The organism is Acerihabitans sp. TG2 (genome assembly GCF_035013185.1).
Taxonomy (GTDB): domain Bacteria; phylum Pseudomonadota; class Gammaproteobacteria; order Enterobacterales; family Enterobacteriaceae; genus Acerihabitans.
Window position 1 is genome coordinate 1 of record NZ_JAYGJO010000019.1, and the last position, 20516, is coordinate 20516.

Annotated in this window: 17 protein-coding genes and 1 pseudogene; 10 read left to right on the forward strand and 8 right to left on the reverse strand. The window is 46.0% G+C overall.

Annotated elements, in window-relative coordinates; translation table 11 throughout:
• A partial coding sequence (locus SJI19_RS16110; protein WP_323479291.1) for a hypothetical protein occupies positions 1–181 on the forward strand: 181 nt, incomplete at its 5' end.
• Between the two features lie 82 nt (positions 182–263).
• Positions 264–509, forward strand: coding sequence for a YecR family lipoprotein (gene yecR, locus SJI19_RS24875; RefSeq protein WP_416347556.1), 246 nt, complete (start codon positions 264–266; stop codon positions 507–509).
• 112 nt (positions 510–621) lie between these two features.
• On the opposite strand, the gene SJI19_RS16115 is transcribed toward yecR, so the two are convergent.
• Positions 622–1689, reverse strand: a complete 1068-nt coding sequence (locus tag SJI19_RS16115) for a glycosyltransferase family 9 protein (protein ID WP_323479292.1) — start codon at positions 1687–1689, stop codon at positions 622–624.
• 850 nt (positions 1690–2539) lie between these two features.
• Here SJI19_RS16115 and SJI19_RS16120 point away from each other — a divergent pair.
• Positions 2540–3514 (forward strand): chemotaxis protein, encoded by a 975-nt coding sequence (locus tag SJI19_RS16120; RefSeq protein ID WP_323479293.1) that lies wholly within the window; start codon positions 2540–2542, stop codon positions 3512–3514.
• Positions 3515–3625: 111 nt separating this feature from the next.
• On the opposite strand, the gene SJI19_RS16125 is transcribed toward SJI19_RS16120, so the two are convergent.
• A complete protein-coding gene (locus tag SJI19_RS16125) occupies positions 3626–4732 on the reverse strand; it encodes an iron-containing alcohol dehydrogenase family protein (RefSeq protein WP_323479294.1) in 1107 nt (368 codons plus the stop codon).
• 137 nt (positions 4733–4869) lie between these two features.
• Positions 4870–5943: a LacI family DNA-binding transcriptional regulator gene (locus SJI19_RS16130; RefSeq protein ID WP_323479295.1), complete on the reverse strand. Its 1074-nt coding sequence runs from the start codon at positions 5941–5943 to the stop codon at positions 4870–4872.
• Between the two features lie 340 nt (positions 5944–6283).
• On the opposite strand from SJI19_RS16130, the gene SJI19_RS16135 reads away from it, so the two are divergent.
• From SJI19_RS16135 to SJI19_RS16165, 7 genes are all read left to right on the forward strand, one after another.
• Positions 6284–7591: an MFS transporter gene (locus tag SJI19_RS16135; protein ID WP_323479296.1), complete on the forward strand. Its 1308-nt coding sequence runs from the start codon at positions 6284–6286 to the stop codon at positions 7589–7591.
• A 70-nt stretch (positions 7592–7661) separates the two neighbouring features.
• Entirely contained in the window at positions 7662–10034 is a 2373-nt protein-coding gene (locus SJI19_RS16140) for a glycoside hydrolase family 31 protein (RefSeq protein ID WP_323479297.1), read from the forward strand.
• A gap of 924 nt (positions 10035–10958) precedes the next feature.
• Positions 10959–11849, forward strand: a complete 891-nt coding sequence (locus SJI19_RS16145; RefSeq protein WP_323479298.1) for a sugar ABC transporter permease — start codon at positions 10959–10961, stop codon at positions 11847–11849.
• Positions 11842–12759 (forward strand): carbohydrate ABC transporter permease, encoded by a 918-nt coding sequence (locus SJI19_RS16150; RefSeq protein ID WP_323479299.1) that lies wholly within the window; start codon positions 11842–11844, stop codon positions 12757–12759. Before SJI19_RS16145 ends, SJI19_RS16150 begins: the two co-directional genes overlap by 8 nt.
• Positions 12760–12772: 13 nt before the next feature.
• Positions 12773–13900 carry an ABC transporter ATP-binding protein gene (locus tag SJI19_RS16155; protein ID WP_323479300.1) on the forward strand — a complete coding sequence of 376 codons (1128 nt, stop codon included), beginning with the start codon at positions 12773–12775 and terminating at the stop codon, positions 13898–13900.
• Between the two features lie 14 nt (positions 13901–13914).
• On the forward strand, positions 13915–15201 hold the full coding sequence (locus SJI19_RS16160; protein ID WP_323479301.1) for an ABC transporter substrate-binding protein: 1287 nt from the start codon (positions 13915–13917) through the stop codon (positions 15199–15201).
• Between the two features lie 266 nt (positions 15202–15467).
• Positions 15468–16166, forward strand: coding sequence for an oligogalacturonate-specific porin KdgM family protein (locus tag SJI19_RS16165; RefSeq protein WP_323479302.1), 699 nt, complete (start codon positions 15468–15470; stop codon positions 16164–16166).
• A 284-nt stretch (positions 16167–16450) separates the two neighbouring features.
• Here SJI19_RS16165 and SJI19_RS16170 read toward each other — a convergent pair whose 3' ends face one another.
• From SJI19_RS16170 to SJI19_RS16185, 5 genes and pseudogenes are all read right to left on the reverse strand, one after another.
• The gene (locus SJI19_RS16170; RefSeq protein WP_323479303.1) at positions 16451–17617 is read right to left on the reverse strand and encodes an oligogalacturonate lyase family protein; all 1167 of its coding nucleotides are present in this window, start codon (positions 17615–17617) and stop codon (positions 16451–16453) included.
• Positions 17618–17916: 299 nt separating this feature from the next.
• Complete coding sequence (locus SJI19_RS16175; RefSeq protein WP_323479304.1) at positions 17917–18411, reverse strand: DUF1198 family protein; 495 nt, start codon at positions 18409–18411, stop codon at positions 17917–17919.
• Positions 18412–18548: 137 nt separating this feature from the next.
• Positions 18549–18974, reverse strand: coding sequence for an aldo/keto reductase (locus SJI19_RS16180; RefSeq protein ID WP_323479305.1), 426 nt, complete (start codon positions 18972–18974; stop codon positions 18549–18551).
• A 29-nt stretch (positions 18975–19003) separates the two neighbouring features.
• Positions 19004–19201, reverse strand: a pseudogene (locus SJI19_RS24880) (oligogalacturonate-specific porin KdgM family protein); the annotation flags it as partial.
• A 57-nt stretch (positions 19202–19258) separates the two neighbouring features.
• Entirely contained in the window at positions 19259–20515 is a 1257-nt protein-coding gene (locus SJI19_RS16185; protein ID WP_323479306.1) for an oligosaccharide MFS transporter, read from the reverse strand.
• Position 20516: the final 1 nt, after the last annotated feature.

Sequence of the window (20516 nt, forward strand, 5' to 3'; positions counted from 1 at the left end):
ACGCAAAGTACGACTCTTGCAGTCGTGTACCACATTAACAACCGTCACCATGACCGTCAATGAACAACGCGTGCTGAAAAAAAAGTGTCTTGCTCCGATTGGGCTGAGATATGTCATGACAGCACAGACTATCCGCTTTTTTAAATCAAAATCGATTATTATAATGCGCAGTCTAGCTTAAGAATGAGAAAAAAATGATATTAAAACCAACCTTATTGCTTTTGTTCGTCGCGCTTTTGGCCGGATGTGTAAGCCATAAAAAAATGACTTTTGTCGGAGGGGATAAGACCGATGGTGTGGTCAAAGTAGCGTACGGATATCGGGTTTATGAAAAACCGATAGTCAATTTAACCGCTGGCAGACACATAGCGTTGGCTAAGTGCAATTCCTGGGGATATAGCGGGGTCAGTCAAGCAGACAAGACCATACCGGAATGCATTAGGCAGTCGGAAATAGCCTGCAACATCACCTATGTCACGGTTGAGTTTCAATGTAGTGGGAAAAAATAAGCTATTTGTTGTCTCGTTTTCATATGCTGGCAACAACATTATAGCCAGCAGATCTCTAATTGCAGGAATTAAGTCAACGCAACTGTAGTTCTACAGATGACCAGCATTTAGCCTAAATAATTCGCGCAGTAGGTCGATGGGTATCAATACAATCTAACGCGGGTTGTGCTTCAGTACGTTGTTTCAAACGCTGGACCGCAGCGAAAACAGTATCGACATCAAGCGATCCAACATCATGGTTTTCTGCCTGTAAAATTTCATGGGTCACTTTCCATGGTGCCCAAACTTCCGGGTCGCTATTACCAAATAGCGCAACGATAGGTTTGCCAAGTCCGGCGGCAATGTGCATGGCACCCCCATCGCTGGTAATGAAATAATCACATAACGAGACAGCGGCCATCAAATCTTCCAAGGTACTGGTTTGTATGGGAACCATTGGCAAATCCTGGCACAAAGAAGTGATGAGCAGCGCATTGGCATCATCCCCCGGATGCCTGGGATTATTGGCTACACCGGGTGACCACAATAATATCAACTTACAGGAATAGGCCGCAGCAATGCGATGAGCCAAAGAAACAAAGTGTGCGGCTTGCCAGCGTTGCAATATTTTTCTTGAACTAATTTGTAGAGCAAAAATGGTAGGGTTACGATCAATTTCATATAACGTACGCATCTCACGTACTTTTATCGGGTTGGCATAAAGGCACAGTTTTCCCGGTAAGCTATTGATACATAAAGGGCTAAGCAAACGATGAAATCGTTTGACTAAATGTTCAGTCACGTCCTTAGGTACAGTGACGAGATCGGTAATGTGGGGGTTTTTCTTGTCGCCTAAGGCAATGACTTTTTTCGCCTTGGCCAATCTGATCCATTGTAATATGCGTTTATCCCACTGACCTTTACCAATAATGATGACATCGTAGCGTTCTTTGCGTACTGACCAAATGACCTTTAACCGTTGTATGATAAGCGTCATTACTGATTCATTCGCCAAACGATGGTGCAATTTGCTGTAAATATAAACTTTTGAAACATTGTAATTGCCTTCAAGCGCTGCTGCATTGTAACTATTGGCTAAAACATCGACTTGATAATGTAGCTCTTCGGCTAAGGTTGTTATTAAAGGCGTAGCTAAAATCAGATCACCGATATTGTCTCGACAGATAACAATTGCTTTCATTTTTTCACCTGGAAACGTAAGGGTTTGTTTCTCATCAACGCATTGGCGCGTAATAGCAATCCATTGCTCAGGGATAGCTAAGTATTATTGATACAATTTAGTCAATCCCACGATAATCATGCCAATCAAACCTGTGCAGATCAAATGTTTTGTCATGGGTTCAGGCGAGAATTTCTTGGGCTACAGCTTACTATTTTATATGAGCATGAACTGTTAGTAATTGAAGGTGAAATTGAAGGATTTGCGTTAAAACAGTGTCCATTGGTGAATCTAGTTGTTAACGTGCTGGACATGAGATAACGACCTCCCGGGACGGGATTGTTTTGGCCGCATTCTCCACCAGATTTGTCTTTTGTCTTCGAGAGATCTGCCGGATCCAATTTCCGCGCAGCCGGGGTTGAGCGACTTCCAGCCAAGGGTGGTGCGGCCACAGCAGGGGTACGCGTGCCAGTGGTGATATGCCGATGTACCTAGGGTGGCAGGTCACCAGAATTTGGTTGATTGAACCGCGGGTTGTGGGGATGGGTGTTACTCAACCCGGTTAGACCGTGTTTCCAATAGTATCCTGATGATAAATTATCCGTTGATAATACGATGAACGTCTAAGTATTTTCGACCGGCGGCCGATAACAGTGTCAGTAGTGCTTATACCCTAAATAATTCGAGTGGCAGGATGGCGGCGGTAAAGTCAACCTCCAAGCGCTTACTGAGTCGTTGGGGTGAACGAGGAAAGCCAACACACCTGTAACTGAGAGCATGTCGGGGATAGTAGGATCGTATTCCTTATTTTCCGAATCATTAACAACGCCTTGTTACCGTACATCAATCAGTATTCGTATTTGGGGAAAGCATGGACAATTTTCAAAAAGAGATTGATGAGAGAACAAATCTTACTTCATCGAACAGGTTAGAGCTGTTGTTGTTCCGTTTGGGCACACCTCCGTCAGAACAACAATCCGAGTTGTACGGCATCAACGTATTTAAGCTTCGTGAAATTGTGCCAATGCCTTCGTTAACCAAAGTCGCTGGCATGGTGTCACCAATGATGGGCATGGCCAATATCCGCGGGGAAATCATCGCCGTAATCGATCTGCCAGCGGTGGTAGGTTGTGTGCCAAAAACCGGCTTAAATATTCTGCTGGTAACCGAATATGCACGCAGTACCCAAGCCTTTGCCGTCGAATCCGTTGACGATATCGTTCGTCTCGAATGGAGCCAGGTACTGGCCGCTGAATCTGGCGTGAAAAGTCGCAATATCACCAGTATTGCCCGTCTGGATAATGATAAAGCCAGTAACCGATTGGCACTGGTGCTGGACGTTGAACAAATTTTATATGACATCATTCCTGCCAATAGTCTTGTCCAAATGGATGAAGAGAAATCGAGAGCCTTCAATCTGAAACCGGGTACGGTGGCCATCGTGGCTGAAGATTCCAAGGTTGCCCGTTTGATGCTCGAACAAGGGCTGGAAATTATGAAAATTCCTGCTTCGATGCATGTTACCGGGCTGCAGGCGTGGAAAAAAATCTGTGAATTGGCGGAAGAAGCCAAAGCTGAGGGTAAGCCTATTTCGGATAAAATCTCGTTTGTGTTAACCGATTTGGAAATGCCGGAGATGGATGGTTTTACCTTGACGTTGAATATCAAACGCGATGAATTCTTGAAAAATATCCCGGTGATTATCCATTCTTCATTATCCGGTAGCGCGAATGAGGATCATGTCCGCAAGGTTGGCGCTGATGCTTATGTGGCTAAATTCGAAATTAACGAATTGGAAGCGGCTATCCATAGCGTGATGGAAGTGAAGGCGGTTGTGCGTTCGTAACCGGCATGATGCTGTAAGACATAGGATTGGCTGGATCTATCAGCTAATGTTGCGTTAACCCTGACATAGCCAATACTGTGACAGGGTTAATGCGATCAAATGTTATATTTGCTACTCGGTGCGGGTGTTGGTGAGGTGTTCCAGCGTGCTAATGGCAATGGCTATTTGTTCAGCCTGGACGTTAGGCACCGCCAGTCGGAAGGTTTCGCTATCGCGCGCAGCAAACTCGGCCAGGCCGCGGGCTGCTTGACTTGCGTCCGTGGTAATACCCAACGAACTGAAGCTGTAGGGAAAACCATTGTTTTTATAAAACGGCATGAGTTTTGCCACTTCCTCCATATCCCCGGTGGCCACCAATTGCACCAAAATACCGTAAGCCACTTTGACCCCATGCAACACGTCATGGGTTTCCGGCAGATAACTCATGGCGTTATGAATTGCGTGTGCGCCCGCCATGCGGCCATATTCTCCACCACATCCCCCCACCATACCGGCAACCGCGATCACCGCTTCGGCCACCCGCTGGAAGGCGGGTGTTACCGTCGCGGCATCCATGTCCACCAGTGCCGCTTTGGTATCGTCAAGTAAGGTATCCCGGGTTTCTTTCGCCGCTGACAGCCCCATTCTGACCATAATGGATAGCTGCTGGCTGTCGTAATGGCGGGTGATGGCTTCAGCTTCATACCATTTGGCCAACGTGTCGCCAATACCGCCCACAAAATAGTCTCTTGGTGAAGCGACAAGCAAGGACAAATCCAATAACACCAGATACGCCGACCGGTGATAGTAATCCACCGATTTAAACTGATGATTGGGATAATATACGGCGGAAAGCGGGGTATAGGCCGAGCAAGTCCCCATGATGGTCGGAATGGTAATGTATTCCACGTTCAGCAACTCGGCGGTGCCTTTAGCCGTATCCAACGCCCGACCGCCGCCAACGCCGATAATCACATCTGCAGTTTTTGCCAGCCCGGCCAGTCGTTGCATATCCTCATGACTGGCAGTACCGTCATACATCAGCACTGGAATATCCAACGAGGTTGGCATAAATGACCGCAGGGCGGCCAGAGAGTGCTCACCCCCGATGATGTAAGGTTGACTAAAAACGGTTAATTTTTCCGGTAAATAACGCAGGGCGCCCGCTTCACAAATATACTGACCTGGACCACTTCGCACTACCTGACTTAAACGCATTCTACCGCCCACTGTTTTCATACCAAAAAATCATCATATACCCACTATTTTATGCTATGGAAGTCTTTATCATGCAGTCGGCACAATTTCAGTTCATGAAGCAGTGTTGTTGAATACGTCAGACTCAGGTATCCGGGGGAGGATCCATTCGTGCCGCCTCACTCATCATATAACCCGAATTCTCGCGTAACGGGCGTTATTTTGTGGGTATTAATTCGTCGAACAGAGTTCCGCAGGATCAACCCGCCGTTAAGTAAAAGCGTTCTTGATATCATATTTGGCCGCATCAGCCTTTGTTGTAATAGTCTAACCGCCTCCATGCCCAACTCGCAGCAGGGAACTTGAACCGAGGTGAAGGGAACCTGATGGTCGGCAGTGGCATCGAAACCATCCATACTCATGATCGAGATGTCATGGGGAACCTGTAAACCGAACCTGGTTAGGGCGTTAACTGCGCCTTGGGCCATATAATCTCCGCCCGCAAGAATGGCCGTGGGCCGCTTGTGTTCCGGGCATTGCCTTAAATACCCAGCCAGACATTGTTCCGTCTCGGTCGTGCCAAAACCCTGAGTGGTGATGAGATGCAGTGACTCATCAAATTCCAGATTACATTCTTGCCAGGCTTCGCGGATACCGTTAAGGCGTAGTTCCATGGTGTAGCGACGCAGACACAGGATGGAAAGTATTCTACGATGACCTTGCTCAAATAAATACTGTGCCGAGAACCGTCCAATAAGTTGATGATCAGGCAAAACACCCGGCAATTGCATTCGTCGATCGCGACAATTGATAAGGATACAAGGCTTGCCGATATTTGCCGCTAATCTATAGATCTGGGGATCGTCAATGCCCACTAGCATCGCCGCCTCGGTGGCGGGATCGTTCATTTTTTCCATAAACAGAGTTGTATTGCTGTTCTCTTCCTCGATAGCACAATAACGCAATCGCACCTCATGGGGAGACAGGGCCTGCGCTATGCCCTGGATGACCTTGAAATAAAAAATATCGGAACGTGCGTCAAAGGCTCGCTGTGGGGCAAAGACCACTAGACTATTGAGTAACAGACGGCCGGTGGACATATGTTCCAATATCCCCTCCTGACGGGCGCAGTCCAGAATTTTCTGTTTTGCCCGTTCACTGGTGTTGGCTTTACCCGCCAATACACGGGAAACCGTACTGATGGAAAGCCCCGTTTGCAGCGCAATTTCGCGGATTTTTAACTTTCCATTCATTTTGTGATCTCCTTCAAATTTACCGATGAAAAAATTCTCATGGCGCTAACTTGACCTATTTCGCTGTCTCAAAAACAAATTTAACACGGTAATCCACATGGCGTGAAAATTTTTGCAACAAAGGGGATTCCATTACATCTTAATTCGTTTAGTCTACAAAAAGTGCCACGGAGCATTTAATAACAGGCCAATTATCTATCAAAAATAAATGACTTAATAATTTTTATTAAAAAATAAATTCGCAGTAAAACTTCGAGTATGGATAACCTGTGCCGATCAGTATGGCTATGAGGTTAACCTTTTCTTAAGTTTATTCGGCGATTTCCCTTGTGGAGGAAATATGAGTCTGGAATTGAATCAACTGCCTGAGCGGGTAAATGGAAAGCGTAAAGTAAAATATCTGCGTTGGTGGATGCTGGCATTATTTTTATTGGGTGTTACGGTAAATTATATTACTCGAAATTCACTGGGTATTCTTGCACCTGAATTAAAAACCAGTTTATCTATGACCACTGAACAATATTCATGGATTGTGGGTGCTTTTCAATTAGCTTATACCCTTTTTCAACCTCTTTGCGGTTGGCTTATTGATGTCATTGGTTTGAAGATGGGTGTTCTGATCTGCGCAGGGCTCTGGGCATTGATGTGTATGCTGCATGCTGGTGCCGCCAATTGGATCCAATTAGCCGTATTGCGTTTTTTTATGGGTGGGGCGGAAGCGGTCGCTACGCCCGCCACGGCTAAAACGCTGGGAGAATGGTTTCCCAAAAAAGAACGTCCGATCGCCGCCGGTTGGGCCGGTGTGGGTTTTTCAATCGGTGCGATGTTGGCACCGCCCATCATCGTGGTGGCGCACAGTTATTTGGGTTGGCAAGGCGCGTTTATCTTTTCCGGTGGGTTGGCAATGATCTGGGTTCTGCTATGGTGGTTATTATTTCAGACACCGGAAAAACATCCAAACCTCAGCAAAAATGAGTTGAGGTTAATTAAACAGGACCATGAGCCGGACGTTGCCAAACAACCTTTTTTTAAGACGCTACTTACGATTGGCCGTAATAAACGATTTTACGGTATTGCTATTCCGGCGTTTATGGCCGAACCCGCCTGGGCGGTTCTGAGTTTTTGGGTACCGCTCTATCTGGCAACTGAACGCGGCATGGACCTGAAACATATTGCCATGTTTGCCTGGTTACCCTTTTTTGCCGCTGATCTGGGCAGTATTGCCAGCGGTTATTTAGCTCGCCTCTATGGCCACCTATTTGGCTCTAGTCGTATAAATTCAGTGATAGCCAGTTCGGTAACCGGCGCTTTTATGATGCTTTCGTTAGCATTAGTGACGATTACCCCCAATCCCTATCTGGCGATTGCCTTGATTTCCGTGGGCGGCTTTGGTCATCAGATGATTTCTTGCATGCTCAGCGCACTGGTGGTGGAGTCATTTGAAAAAAATAACATGGCGACGGTTAACGGCATGCGGGGCTCTGCAGCCTGGATCGCTAGTTTCCTGTTTTCAATATTAATTGGTCTCACCGCTGACAAAATTGGCTATAACCCGCTGTTTATTGCCATGGCCTGTTTTGACCTTATTGGTGCCCTATTTATGGTGGCCTTTATTGCCGAGCGCAGCGGCTCTCGGGTCACTAAATAATGAAAAAACACTATCATCAGCGGCAACGAATTGGACGATGCTCGCAGATATTAAAGGAAATAGATGCGCTATGAAAACTTTAAAAAATTGGGTCTTGCAGCAACAAACGGCCAACTACATTGAACTGTTGGTGGATAATCATCATATCTTGCGATTGTATGTTCTGGAACCTACGCTGTTTCGTGTGTTGATTAAACGAAACGGTAAATTGGCGCTCAATCGCACCTGGAGCATTGCGCCGCAGCAAGACGTGCCCTGGCAAGGGCGTGAACGTGAAAGCGTTGCAGGATTCAGCCTGCCGGACTTTCAACTTGAACAACACACGCAAGGGTTGACCTTGAGCACTGATCTGCTGAGAGTCACGGTACATCAGCCCCTGTGGTTAGAGTGGGAATACCGTGATGCGCAGGGGCAATGGTGCATGTTAGCCTCGGACCGGCCGACTAGCGCCTATTTGCTTAGCGGCAAAGGTGAAAGTATCGCCCATTATCAGCGCCGGTTTGCCGGTGAGCATTACTACGGGCTGGGTGAAAAAACCGGCGATCTCAATCGCAGCGGCCGGCGTTTTGAGATGCGTAATCTCGATGCGATGGGGTACAACGCCGCGTCAACCGATCCGCTTTACAAACACATTCCTTTCACTATTACCCACAGTTCGTCGGTCAGCTTTGGCCTGTTTTATGACAACCTGAGCAACTGTTGGTTGGATCTGGGCAATGAAATTGATAATTACCACCTTCCTTACCGACGCTATCAAGCTGAAGCCGGAGATGTAGATTATTACCTGTTTTTAGGCCCCCGGATTCTCGATGTAACCAAAACAATGGTGCGCCTCACTGGGAAAACCCTGTTTGGTCCAAAATGGAGTCTAGGTTATAGCGGTTCCACTATGCATTACACCGATGCGCCTGACGCGCAGCTGCAGTTGATGAAGTTTATTGCGCTGTGCCGACAACATGAAATTCCCTGTGATTCCTTCCAACTGTCATCAGGCTATACGTCCATCAACGATAAACGTTACGTTTTTAACTGGAATTACGACAAAATACCGCAACCACAAGCTCTGTCTCGCGCTTTTCATGCTGCCGGAATAAAACTGGCTGCCAATGTTAAGCCCTGTTTATTACAGGATCATCCGCGTTATTCGCAGGTTGCGGAACAAGGATTGTTTATCCGTAATTCAGAGGGTAATGGTCCTGAACGTTCCTGCTTTTGGGACGACGAAGGTTCACATCTGGACTTTACTAATCCTGCCGCCATTCAATGGTGGCAGGATAATGTTACCGTGCAATTACTGGAAATGGGTATTGATGCTACCTGGAATGATAATAACGAATATGAAATTTGGGACGATGATGCTCTCTGCCATGGTTTTGGCGAAGATATCCCCATTAAATATATTCGTCCAGTGATGCCATTATTAATGATGCGTGCGTCAATGGAGGCTCAGCGGCGCTTCGCACCGCAACTACGCCCCTATCTGATATCACGTTCCGGGTGCGCAGGCATGCAACGCTACGCGCAAACATGGAGTGGGGATAATCGCACCAACTGGCAAACGCTGCGCTATAACATACGCATGGGTTTGGGAATGAGTTTGTCAGGGTTGTTCAATGTCGGCCATGACACCGGGGGATTTTCCGGCGTTAAGCCTGATGCCGAGCTTTTTGTCCGCTGGGTGCAGAACGGGGCAATGCATCCGCGTTTTACCATTCATTCATGGAATGATGATAACACGGTAAATGAGCCGTGGATGTATCCAGCGACAACGGCGGCGATCCGGGATGTTATCGCGTTGCGCTACCGGCTATTACCCTATTTTTATACGCTCTTATGGCAGGCATGTGCTGATGATGAACCTATGCTGCGCCCAACGTTCCTCGATCATGAGCACGATGAAACCACCTTCACAGAAACTGATGATTTTATGTTAGGGCGCGACCTGCTGGTTGCCAGTGTGGTCGAACCGGGAGAACGACGGCGGCAGGTTTATTTACCTCAAAATAGTTACGGCTGGTACGACTTTTATGACGGTAAATGGTACCAGGGGGGGCAGACCATTGTGCTGGACGCGCCGTTGGAACGACTGCCCTTATTGGTCCGCGCTGGCGCCGCACTACCGTTGTCTCAGCGTCTCAATTATGTTGATGCCGCACAGGATGATCAACGTGAATTAAAGCTTTTTCCGCCTAAAGGGCGTGGTGAGAGTACGGGTATGTTGTTTGACGATGATGGCGAGACATCAGGTTGGAAGAACGATGATGCTCTTTGGTTGCACTGGGATTTGCAGTGCGATGATGAACGTATTGATATCGTTTTTACCGTCTGCGGAAAATACCGGCCGGCGTGGAAAACCTTGGCGCTGACGCTGCCTGTGGGAGAGTGCCGGCGGTTGTTTATCAATAAGATAGAGGCGAATATCTATCCGTTGATCACAGTATAACATCGGCCACATTGGTCTAAATTGCAAAGAAGTCAGCCCAGGTTGTCTGCGGCCCATGGTCATAACCCATGGGCCGCGTTCTTGGGCAAGTCAAAGATTCAGGTGGTACTTTGCCAATAATACCCCAAGGCTAACACGAGCATTTTTATTCCATATCCTGCGTCACAAGCCATGCCATGGTGATATTATCGTTCCTTATGGTTTACTCCGATATCCCTATTTTGTTTCAATCATGCTGTCCGTTGTCTCCCATGGTTGTCGGCACCACGTTAAGACCGGCTGGACGACAGTAAGCAGGTGCAGCGCTGAGTGCAGCAAAATAGCGTTAGAATTGCGTAAAAAATATGCAACAAAATATGACTAACAACACATCATGTCATATTATTATCTGTTGTTACGCCGGTGAATGAGGCTTCTCATACCAAATCTAACGCCTCACGAACACATGTAGTTAACCCAGCTTCAATTTTCTTCCGCACTATGCATAAAAAAAACACAAATAATTGAGATCCAAATCATAAACTTATGAAAATTTTGCTGCAAAACGCAAACTGACCTGTTTATTTAAAAAAATTAAAACAACGTTTCTATCTTGATCACACTTTTATCAAGTGGTCGATGACGGATGCTAAAATAAAACTTATATTGAAACAATATTCCATTTGCTTGAAGTCGGAAGTGAGTTTTGGTCAGCACACTGGTGGCAACGACAGGCGATCCGGCCAGCAGGTTCGAGTAAGTGCTACTCCCGGGTAAATCGGTGGGTTACTTAAGCGAAGGGCTGAAATCACAAGGGTCTGGGTGGGGGTAGAACCCACTAAAAGTGCTGGCACGGTGGTGGGATGTTAAGTGTAGCAATGCTGTTAATGAGTTTTTTATTTGTGTAAACGAGTTCATTTCATGTAGTTAAAATAGGTAAGCGTGATGAATGAGAATCGAATGTTGGGGTTAGCCTATATATCACCCTATATCATAGGGCTGCTAGTGTTTACGGCTTTCCCTTTTGTATCATCGTTTTTTCTGAGTTTTACCGACTATGACCTAATGAATCCGCCGGTATTCAACGGGATAGAAAATTATCGTCATATGTTGTTAGAAGATGACCTGTTCTGGACATCAATGTGGGTAACGTTTGCCTATGTTTTCCTGACAATTCCGCTAAAGCTGGCCTTTGCCCTGGGTATAGCTTTTGTGCTTAATTTTAAATTGCGCGGTATCGGTCTTTTCCGCACGGCTTTTTATATCCCTTCAATACTAGGCAGTAGCGTGGCGATTGCCGTGTTATGGCGTGCCTTGTTTGCCATTGATGGGTTGTTAAATGGCTTTATTGGCGTATTAGGTTTTGACCCGGTTAATTGGCTTGGCGAGCCAGCTCTGGCGTTGACCTCTGTGACGTTGCTTCGAGTATGGCAGTTTGGTTCCGCCATGGTCATTTTTTTGGCAGCATTGCAAAATGTGCCGCAATCGCAATATGAAGCGGCGATGATCGATGGTGCCTCCAAATGGCAAATGTTTATGAAGGTCACGGTTCCACTGATTACCCCGGTGATTTTCTTTAACTTTATCATGCAGACTACACAAGCGTTTCAGGAATTTACGGCACCCTATGTGATTACCGGTGGTGGGCCGACGCACTATACTTATCTCTTCTCGTTATATATATACGATACGGCGTTTAAGTACTTCGATATGGGTTATGGTGCCGCGCTGGCGTGGATATTATTCTTGGTGGTTGCGGTGTTTGCCTCTGTTGCTTTTAAATCCTCCAAATACTGGGTTTTCTACTCTGCCGATAAGGGAGGGAAAAATGAGTGATATACAACATAATATAAATAATAAAGCAGCCAGGGTGGATGGCGACGCGGAAATGGAAATCAAACGTACGCTGCGCAAAGAAAAAATCAATGCGTTGATACGCTATATTATACTGATTGTTGTCGGGTTGATGATGCTTTATCCATTGTTGTGGATGTTCTCAGCAGCATTTAAACCTAATAACGAAATTTTTACTACTCTAGGATTGTGGCCTCAGCATGGTACTCGCGAAGGTTTTGTGAACGGTTGGAAGACCGGTACCGAATACAATTTCGGCCACTATATGGTAAATACGTTTAAATACGTCATACCCAAGGTATTGCTGACCATTATTTCCTCTACCATAGTGGCTTATGGTTTTGCGCGGTTTGAAATTCCCTGGAAGAAATTCTGGTTTACTACGCTGATTACCACCATGCTATTACCCAGTACGGTATTGCTTATCCCGCAGTACATTATGTTCCGGGAAATGGGAATGCTTAATAGCTATCTGCCGCTGTATTTGCCATTAGCATTTGCTACTCAGGGGTTCTTTGTCTTTATGCTGATTCAGTTTTTACGCGGTGTACCTCGGGATATGGAGGAAGCAGCACAAATCGATGGTTGTAATTCATTTCAGGTATTGTGGTATGTGGTCGTGCCAATTTTAAAACCGGCGATTATTTCAGTAGCGTTATTCCAGTTTATGTGGTCCATGAACGACTTTATCGGGCCGCTGATCTATGTTTACAGCGTCGATAAATATCCCATCGCACTGGCCCTTAAAATGTCAATCGATGTCACTGAAGGGGCTCCTTGGAATGAAATTCTGGCGATGGCCAGCATCTCAATCATGCCATCTATCATTGTTTTCTTCCTGGCCCAGCGCTACTTCGTACAGGGTGTCACCAGCAGCGGAATTAAAGGTTAATTGAGGTTATATCATGGCTGAGGTTATTTTTAGTAAATTAGGAAAAGTGTACTCCAACGGATTCAGGGCAGTACATGGCATCGATTTGACCATTCGCGATGGTGAGTTCATGGTGATCGTAGGCCCGTCTGGCTGCGCTAAGTCCACCACGTTACGTATGTTGGCCGGTCTTGAAACCATCAGTGACGGTGAAGTGCGTATCGGTGAGCGGGTCGTGAATAACCTGGCGCCAAAATCTCGTGGCATCGCGATGGTATTTCAAAATTATGCTTTATACCCTCATATGACGGTGCGAGAAAATTTGGCGTTCGGCCTTAAATTAAGTCGCTTGCCCAAAAAAGAGATTGAAGAACAGGTCGCTGAGGCGGCGAAAATACTCGAACTCGACGATCTGCTCGATCGTTTACCGCGTCAGCTTTCCGGCGGTCAGGCTCAGCGTGTCGCGGTTGGCCGTGCCATTGTAAAAAAACCCGATGTTTTTCTTTTTGACGAACCCTTGTCCAATTTGGATGCCAAGCTGCGTGCCTCAATGCGGATCCGCATTTCTGATTTGCATAAACATCTGAAAAGCAGCGGCAAGGCGGCGACCACCGTATATGTCACTCACGATCAGACGGAAGCCATGACCATGGGGGATCGTATCTGCGTGATGAAACTGGGCCATATCATGCAGGTTGATACGCCGGATAATCTTTATCACTATCCGGCCAATATGTTTGTCGCCGGATTTATCGGTTCACCGGAAATGAATATCAAACCCAGCACACTTAAGAAAACCGCAGGGCAAATCGGCCTGACGGTAGGGCACTATGTGTTGATATTAAGCCCAGAACAGCAAACCAAAGTGGAGTCCTATTGCGGACAGCAGGTCTTCTTTGGTGTGCGGCCGGAGTTTATTCATGTGTCGTTGACGCCGTTTGCCGAAAATCATTCTCAAGGTGAACTCGTCCGCATGGAGAATATGGGACATGAGTTCTTCTTGTACATTAAAGTTGATGATTTTGAATTGACCTGCCGTTTGCCGTCCGATGAAGCGCAGGCCATCATCAGCGAAGGTTTACACCAGACGGTGTATTTCCAGTTCGATATGGATAAATGCCATATTTTTGATGCAAAAACAGAAAAAAATATCTCTCTCTAACAGGAGTAGTACTAATGAAAAAAGCAATCCTAACGACACTGATTGCCTCTGCGATGGTTTTCTCGTGTCAGTCCATGGCACAGGATCAGGTCAATCTGCGCATGTCATGGTGGGGAGGCAATGGTCGCCACCAAGTGACACTGAAAGCGCTTGATGAATTCCACAAGCTTTATCCTAATATCAATGTTAAAGCCGAGTATACCGGCTGGGATGGGCATCTTTCCCGCCTGACCACACAGATTGCAGGCAATACCGAGCCAGATGTGATGCAAACCAACTGGAATTGGTTGCCGATTTTTTCCAAAGATGGGAATGGGTTCTATGATCTTTATAAGGTCAAGGATAGCCTGGACCTAGGGCAGTTTGCTCCTAAAGAATTGCAGCAAACTACGGTAAATGGCAAATTGAATGGTATTCCTATTTCGGTGACCGCTCGGGTATTTTATTTTAATGACCAGACCTGGGCCAAGTCAGGATTAAGTTATCCCAATACCTGGGACCAGTTGATTTCCGCCGGTGACGTGTTTAAGAAAAAACTGGGTGAAGAATACTATCCTATTATTCTTGAGCATCAAGATACCTTGGCACTATTGCGCTCTTATATGACACAGAAATATAATACGCAGGCGGTTGATGAAAAACATAAAAAATTCGCCTACAGCGAGAAACAATGGGTAGAGCTTTTTACCTTGTATAAAAAAATGGTTGACAGTCATGTGATGCCGTCTACCAAATATTATGCCTCATTTGGCAAAAGCAATATGTATGAAATGAAACCCTGGATCAATGGTGAGTGGGGGGGAACTTATATGTGGAATTCCACCATCACCAAGTATTCGGATAATTTGACCAAACCCGCCAAGCTGGTGCTCGGGCCTTATCCGATGTTGCCGGGTGCGAAAGATGCTGGACTGTTTTTCAAACCAGCACAAATGCTATCAATTGGGAAATCTACCAAACACCCGAAAGAAAGTGCCATGCTGATTAACTTTTTGCTAAACAGCAAAGAAGGTATCGATGCACTTGGCCTGGAACGTGGCGTACCTTTAAGCGCTGCAGCGGTTAAGCAGTTGCGGGCCAGTGGGGTTATCAAAGATGAAGATCCCGCAGTGTCTGGGCTGAACCTTGCATTAAGTTTGCCACATGAAATGAAAACATCACCTTATTTTGACGATCCACAAATCGTGTCATTATTCGGAGACGTGTTGCAATCAATCGATTATGGACAAAAAAGTGTTGCCGAGGCGGCAGAATATTTCAATAAACAGGGGGACCGTATACTCAAACGCGCAATGAGATGATGAAGTAAAACGAAAAATGTATATTATATTGTATGAACCTATGTTGCCATTAGCGCAATAGTGGGAAAATACAGGGTGATGATAAAATTATTTTATGTTTGTTTAATTTATTCAATGCCAGATATATACTTCATGAAAAATTTTATTGAATAATAACGTCCTTATAAAGAGACGTTCAATAAAGCAACAGGACGCTATAGTCATATCTATGGCGTACCTGAATGCACATAGTTTTTTTGACCAATTAATAACTCTGGGATATCAAAATGAAATTAAAAGTTACGATTCTGGCCGTGGCCTGTGCCATGAGTTTTAGTGCCGCTGCAACCACAATTGATTATCGGCATGAGATGAAGGATACCAGTAAGTCAGATCATAAAGATCGTTTGTCGATTTCCAATCGATTTGCCAATGGTTTTGGCTTGTCACTGGAAGGTAAATGGCGCCAACACAGTTCTGACTCTACACCTAATAAACCCTACCATGAACAGACCAGTGACGGTACGGAAGTCGTGGCCAGTTATGTGTATAAATTCAACGACACCTTCCAACTGGAACCCGGCTTTTCGTTAGAATCTTCCTCTGAATCCAATAATTATCGACCTTATTTACGAGGCAAGGTTAATATTACCAACGATCTTTCTGCCTCATTACGTTATCGCCCCTATTTTAAACGCAACCAGCCTAGTGAAACTAAAACTGATGAAAAGGGTTATGCACTGACTGCGGACCTTGGTTATAAATTCTTAAAAAATTATTCAGTGACCTATGAAGTGGAATATAAACGTTCAGAGGACGAAATTTTATCCAATAAAGAAAAGTATGACTGGACCCACGATGTCAAACTAGCCTATAAGTGGGATAAAAATTGGACACCTTATGTTCAGGTCGGTAATGTTTCCGGCAGTAAAACCACGGATGAACGCCAGACTCGTTTCCGGGCAGGTGTACAATATAGTTTCTAATGGAATAAACCTAATCGGGTATTAACTGAATCTTAATTGTCAATATACCAGGGAAACGGCTGTCATCGGTGCAGCCTTTCCCTTTTTTACTATTTCGAGGTACTGCTTTTTTTCGCGCAGTGATGTGAAGCATAATAATGAGCAGAGCATGACAACGGGTGTTGTATGGACCTGGATTGTGGGTACGTTACCCAGCGGTATGCGGTATGCGGTATGCGGTATGCGGTATTGTATCGAGCCTGCCGGACACTATCGTCGCCGGCAGGCCTGTTTAACGTGGGGGATTAAGCGTTGTTGCCATCCTGCAAACTCGCCAGATAGAGAGCCGGTTTGCCGTGCATATCAGAGGTAAATAACACTTGCCGATCGTCCGGAGTAAAAGACGGATGAGGATGGGTCACCTGCCGGTCACCGTCAAGTACAGCCCAAGACGTGTCATGTCGGGCAATCGGCCGTTGTGTCCCGTTCTTAATATCAAATAAATATAAAAACGGATCATTGGCAATGTCATAACCACCATTGTCCTGCACGTCCACCGGAGCATTGGACCCATCACCAACCATCAGTGAGCCGTCGTAATTGCTCATCAGATGAGAGCAGGCAGGCATCACGGTAATCCGCTGATTTTCCAAGGTTAACGGATCGGCACGACAAATATAACGTTCGGTACTGCCCTTCATATAAGAGACATAGACCAATGCCGAGCCGTCTGGCACCCAGAATTCATGGGTACAGCTTTCGCCGGCGGCGTGGGTTTTCACCTTGCGCAATTGACTGCCGTCGGCATTAATAAGCCACATCCGTGCATCCACCAGATCATGGGGCCCCTCATGGCAAAAGGCCACGGTATTATCATCAAAGGGGCGGTACAGCGGATGACCCAGCCAGCGATTCTCCTGCAGAATGGTGGTCGCCTGTCCGTTGGTCAGGTTAACTTTGACTAACCGGCAGCAGGGTTCGGTAAAGTAAAAATCGTGGAATTTTTGCCAGTCAGTTAGCGGCTGCCAATCTTGCTGTTTGATTTCGATGCCGACCATATGATCGCAGGTGGAATTTGCCACCCAGGTACCATAACCGACCCATTCGTCCGGTACCTGGTATACTACCGTTTCGTTCAAGGTCAGTAGATCGACTCGCACCAGCTTACGTCCGTCCTTCACATAAAATAGGGCGCTATCGTCTGGCGACAGGAAACCGCCAAAGGTATTGTCACCAAGCCCCTCGGTTAACTGTGTTGCTTCTCGCCGAGGAATATCCAGCAGATAATAGTTCCACGGCCCATCAAAGGACCCGCTAAATAGCAGCTTACTCCCGTCACGGCTAAAACATTTTTGGTAAAAGTAGTTGCGATGGCAGGTGATATCCGGCGGCGTTAGCCTGGTCACTTGTGCACCAGTAGTGGTATCAATATAGGTATAATACGACAGGGTAATGACTTGACCTTTTGCCATTGACCAGATCCTTTTCATAAAAAAGTGGAATTCATTTGCCTGAGTTTTGTGCTTCAGCAAATACGCAGTCATTATTATAGAAACATTGTTTCAATTTAACGTGATCATCGTTCTGTTTATTATTTTTTGTGCAAAATAAAGCGCCATTTTGCACGGGAGGACAGAGGAACACTGCCGAATCGCGAGCCATGTTTGAAAATCAACTCGCGCAGATTCAGGCAGTTTATGGTAGGGCAGGGTTGCCCTGATCAGGGGGCGTAGTTCACTGGTCTCACATGATGCGGCACAGAATGGGTGACTTAATTTTTCGGCGTAAAACCATCCAGATAATACACATTGCTTTTGGGGACAGGGGCTAGTTCAGGTTCAACGGTAAATAACGCATTATAACGTTGTCGAAAAGCGCTGAGTTCTTCAGCTTCCGGTTCTAGTTCACGTAAAAATGACAAGGCCATACGTGTATGTGTTGGCGTCAACTCACTGGGTAGCCGGGCCTTCCGCAGTAAAGATTGCCAAAACACCAGGTTCTGTTCCTCATCGTCAATAATAAAGGTTTGATAGATCAGCAGCACGCTGGCCGCGTTACCAATATGTGATTCGCTGTTATGCAACAAATAATTGACAAACTCACCACCTGGGATTTTTCCCATTTGGCTTAACATGGATTCCACATAAAGCGGCTCGATGTTCAGCCGATGGGTCAGCGCCTGAGACGCTCGGCGGGCGTCGGAATTCAATATACGAAAACCGATAATAAATACGACAACCAATGTCGCCAGTATGAGCCAGATCATGTGGCGTCCTTTAAAAACTAATGCCTATAACAGCAGTAAAGCATTTCTCTGGGCTGCAAACAATACTCTGGCGACATCACTGCCTGGTGCTGACACCGTTGGGCTGGCAATAAGTTCACATCGCCTGGTGATTAACCTCAACGCGTAAGACGCCCTTCAACCGGATAGTTCGGGTCGGTGTACCCCGGTGTTGAGCTATGACCTGGTATCACCAGTTGGTTGATAAACTGCTCGTCTTCAGGTGTTATCTTATAACTCAGCGCGTCGATATAGCCGTCCCATTGCTGCTCGGTCCGAGGCCCGGCGATGGTTGCGGTGATAAAACGATTATTCAATACCCATGACAGGGCAAAAGCAATGGAGGTGGTACCTCGACTGGCCGCATGGGCAGCAATTTTGTGGGCAATGCCGATGGACTCTTTGCGCCATTCGGTTTGTTGAATACGTTTGTCGCCACGGCCGGCGCGGCTTTCCGCTGGTGGTGGCGCATCAATGGAATATTTACCACTGAGCACCCCTCGCGCCAAGGGGCTATAGGGTACGATCCCGTCTTGATCACCCAAAAAAAATGCGTTTCATTTGGTTTAACGGTAATGGTAACATTAAAATCAGGGGTAAACTTATAATTAAAGTCAACATAAGGAGACACACTCGAACCTGCATTCATTGAGGTAACAATAAAAGCAGGAAGAATAGTAAATGCAGGAGTGACATGGAAAAAAGGATACCACCCTTCTAATTCATTGTAACTGTGTTTTAATTGATCAAGCGTTCCCCTGTGTACTATTATCTTATCATCAAATAATTCTTATCCAGATAGTTGTTTGCCTGTGCGTAGGTTTTCGACTTAACTATTATTCGCAACATTATTAATGGTCGGATGCCTAGTGCTGTGACACGCAGAGAGCGTAAATACTGATATCAGTGTGAACGTCAAGGCAATAACACCCATGATAATATAAGTATGTTCAAAGCCGATGCGATCATACAAATAGCCTGCTGGTGACGAGATGACGATAGAACCCACATAAATCATCGCTTGGTATCCGAGCAGATACATCGTCGAGTTGACCTTTTTATTAAAATGCTCAGCAATATATTTAAATACTGAAACCAGTAGTAAAGATTGTTCCAGTCCATACAGTGGTTTGATTACAGAGATAATGAGATGGCTATCGCACAACCCCGAAGCAATCAGGCGTAGACCCACCAATAGGCCGACAAACAGCAATCCTTTTTTTGCGCCAATGGTGTTAACGATAAAAGGAATTATCATATACATCAGGAACTCAAGTCCCGACTGTACGGTACTGAGATAGCCATAGACGGCATTTCCCTGTTCCTTAGTGGGAAAAAAGGTCACAAAAAAACGTGAAAATTGCTGTTCAGCAATAAACATCATCCAGGCAACGCCAGCCACATAGAGACAGAATGCCCAAAATTTGGGGTTTTTCAGCAGCGCGATGACATCGGCAAAGACGATTTTATCTTGAGCAATAACCTGGCTGGCCTCGGTGGTAGCGGTATTCACCTTCAGGCTTAGCAAAACCACCAACATAATGACCGATGCGCCGCTTCCCAATATAAAATTATAAGCGGGTGAAATATTGAATAGTACGCCGGAGAATGCGGCGGCGACAGCCCAACCCAAAGAGCCCCACATGCGCACCTGGCCGAATTCCAGGCCGTTAATACGGCTGAAACGGTCGGCGTAGGATTCGCAGGCGGCCACGCCAGCATACCAGGCAAAACTTAAATAAATGGCCCCTACAATAATTCCCAGCATGAGATGGCTTAATAACAGCGGTTGATAGACATAAATAAAAAAAGGTGCCATCAGGGCCGACATGACAACAATAAAATAGAGCAATGCTTTATTCATGCCAATTTTATCCATGATGTAGCCGTATATCGGTTTCATCATGACGGCAAAAATACCATTTACAGCAAAGACGGTGCCGATAACCGATCCTGATAGCCCTGATTTTTCCCCCAGCCATAAGGCCAGCAAGCCGACGCTGGCTGACCAGGTGAAAAAATAGAGAAAAATAATTGAACTCATTTTGTAATAACTCACTTTGTTTTCAGCAGTGATCGTTTTCATT